The following is a 2,577-nucleotide window of genomic DNA, read 5'->3' as shown; positions in this document are numbered from 1 at the left end:
GTTTAGCCTATCTTTTGCCATTTTTACAACAAATTTAAGTGCTTTTTCGTTTTCTATAAATTTTAAAAGCTCGCCCCTAAAAAGCAAGGCGATGCCGATAAATGCGATCACTAAGCCAACTATGAAAAATATAACACCTCTTGCTTGCAATCCAAAGCTAATGGCTGCTCCAAAAGCTCCAAATAACGCGCCCAAAGCCACATAAGCAGAAATTCTAGCCATGTTGTAAAGCGTGCTTAGCATTAAAATTTCTCTCTTGCTTTTGCCTTTAAAAAATAGAGCCTGCAAGCTCAAAAAACCACTACACATACCGACACAATGGCTAAAGCTACTCATAAAAGCAACCGCGATGATCGTGTAGAAGCTTATATCTTGCATTATAAAATTTCTAAAAACTGCTTAAATATATACTTGCTCTCAGTAGGGCCGCCGCTTGCTTCTGGGTGGTGCTGGACTGAAAAGATCGGATAGTCTTTGTATCTCACGCCTTCGATCGTATTGTCAAATAAATTTCTATGTGTCACAACCGCCACTTCTGCTATACTCTCTGGTACGTTGTAGTTGTGATTTTGCGTTGTTATCTCGATCGCTTTTGTCTCTAAATTTAAGACTGGATGGTTTGCTCCGTGCTGACCAAATTTAAGTTTATATGTCTCGTATCCAAAGGCATTTGAAAGCAGCTGGTGGCCAAGGCAGATGCCAAATATAGGGATCTTTGCCTCTATCATCTTCTTAATCTCAGCGATCTCAGCCTTTAAATTCTTTGGCTCGCCTGGGCCATTTGATAAAAAGACACCATTTATCTCGCCATTTTTAAATTTCTCTATCAAAACCTCAGCCTTGGTATCGTGTGGCACCACGATAACCTCAAGGCCAGTCTCACATAGCTCATTTAGGATATTTCTCTTTACACCAAAGTCAAAAACAGCTATCTTTTTGCCGATACTTTTTAGCGGTTTATATGACTTTAAATTTCTATCCCAAGCGCCTTTTTTATGCTCGTACTCGTCCATAGCGCTGACTGTTTTTACGTAGTTTATATTTTCTATGCGTCCGCTACTTTCGAGCCTGCGTTTTAGCTCATCTTTGTCGCTTATCTGCGTTGAGATGTATGCCATCAAAGCGCCCTCATCACGTAGCATCTTTGTTAGATATCTAGTATCTACGTCATAAACGCCAAATTTACCCTGCTCTTCGAAAAATTTACCCAAAGATTTTTGCGAGCGGTAGTTTGACGGAGTCTCGTTGTAGCTTCTCATTATGACGCCACTTGCGTGAATTCTAAGGCTCTCCATATCATCTTCGTTTATGCCAACGATGCCGATCTCTGGCATAGTAAAGACGATAAACTGACCAGCATAGCTTGGATCGCTCATGATCTCTTCATAGCCAGTCATTGAGGTATTGAAAACTAGCTCGCCTGCGCACTCACCGTGAGCACCAAAGGCTTTTGCTTCTAAAAAAACGCCATTTTCAATGTAAATATAAGCTTTCATTAAAGCATTCCTCTTTTTTTAAGCTCATCTTGATATAAACGCTCGAAAATGAGATCGTATTCGTCAGTTCCTGGGATCAGTTTGCGTTTATAGTTTTGCATCATCTCATAGACTTTATCTTCTATCTTCTCATAGCTCTTTAGATACTCATCTATCGAGCCATATATCACGTTTTTCACGCGGTTTTCAGATACGCTGTAGTCAACCAACCCGCTCTTCCAAATAGTCTCAAGTATATTGTGAGCGACGTTACTAAATCTATCTTCGTGAGTTAAAATGACGTCAAATTCGCCTGCAAGCTTCTTTTTAACGAGCCAAAACATATTTTTGCGGTCGATTTGCATAGTTTGCATCTCATCCTCGTTTTTCTCCAAAAGCTCATTTACTCGCTCATCTAGAGCTCTTTCTTTTTGAACGTCGTTACTTAAAATTTCATTTGCCTTTGCCACAACTGGCTCGATACCTTTGTTTAACTTTACAAAACCACAATTTAAAAGATCTATTGCTATTTTATGTGAGACATAAGGTACGTGTGGAAGTTTTATACGCATTTTAAACCTTTAAATTTTTGTGTCATTGTAACGAAACAAAAGTAAAACTTTACTTTGAAATTTTAACGACTTTATCATTATCACTTCTTAAAAAATAAATTTCTTTTCGTCCGATATAAAGATCTCTTCCACTTACTTCTACTGTGCTCTCTGCTGTGACGGCTCTGCTCTTTGGCTCGCTTGTGAAGATATTTTTGCCAAGCTCTAAGCCAAATTTAGGGTACCAGCTAAGTGCGCAAACTACGAGCAAGAGCAGATAAAAGCCTCTAAATATCCTACTAAATGGTGCGTAAAAGAAACAATATCCAAATATAAAAAACACAGGCAAAAGCCACAAAAAAGGTACATTATCAACAAAGATAGCGTTAAAGTACTCATTTATACCGTAGTATGAAAAGTAATTGTTGTAAAGTCCAACAAATAGCGTAAAAATAGGAGCAAGGACAAATATGATGCCAGCAAAAAAAGCATTTAGAATTTTCATAAACTCTCCTCTTGGGCGAGATTATATTAAATATAAGCTTTAATAT

The 2,577-nt window shown here is 38.1% G+C and carries 4 protein-coding genes; all 4 read right to left on the bottom strand.

The features are described 5' to 3' along the window. A partial coding sequence (locus Q0296_RS00955) for a sulfite exporter TauE/SafE family protein (protein WP_298035705.1) occupies positions 1-378 on the bottom strand: 378 nt, incomplete at its 3' end. Beyond that, positions 378-1,496: a glutamine-hydrolyzing carbamoyl-phosphate synthase small subunit gene (gene carA / locus Q0296_RS00950; RefSeq protein ID WP_298035704.1), complete on the bottom strand. Its 1,119-nt coding sequence runs from the start codon at positions 1,494-1,496 to the stop codon at positions 378-380. The genes Q0296_RS00955 and carA, both read right to left, overlap by 1 nt. Then, positions 1,496-2,047, bottom strand: coding sequence for a DUF507 family protein (locus tag Q0296_RS00945; protein WP_298035703.1), 552 nt, complete (start codon positions 2,045-2,047; stop codon positions 1,496-1,498). Before Q0296_RS00945 ends, carA begins: the two co-directional genes overlap by 1 nt. Positions 2,048-2,096: 49 nt before the next feature. Continuing rightward, positions 2,097-2,531 carry an isoleucyl-tRNA synthetase gene (locus tag Q0296_RS00940; RefSeq protein WP_298035702.1) on the bottom strand — a complete coding sequence of 145 codons (435 nt, stop codon included), beginning with the start codon at positions 2,529-2,531 and terminating at the stop codon, positions 2,097-2,099. Positions 2,532-2,577: the final 46 nt, after the last annotated feature.

Source organism: uncultured Campylobacter sp., assembly GCF_937890585.1.
Lineage (GTDB): Bacteria > Campylobacterota > Campylobacteria > Campylobacterales > Campylobacteraceae > Campylobacter_A.
Note: the sequence above shows the minus strand (reverse complement) of the source record. Positions and strands in the feature narration are given on the sequence as shown.

Excerpts from the sequence above, each read along its gene's own strand:
- Q0296_RS00940 (WP_298035702.1), bottom strand. The coding sequence starts at position 2,531 with ATGAAAATTCTAAATGCTTTTTTTGCTGGCATCATATTTGTCCTTGCT.
- carA (WP_298035704.1), bottom strand. The coding sequence starts at position 1,496 with ATGAAAGCTTATATTTACATTGAAAATGGCGTTTTTTTAGAAGCAAAA.
- Q0296_RS00945 (WP_298035703.1), bottom strand. The coding sequence starts at position 2,047 with ATGCGTATAAAACTTCCACACGTACCTTATGTCTCACATAAAATAGCA.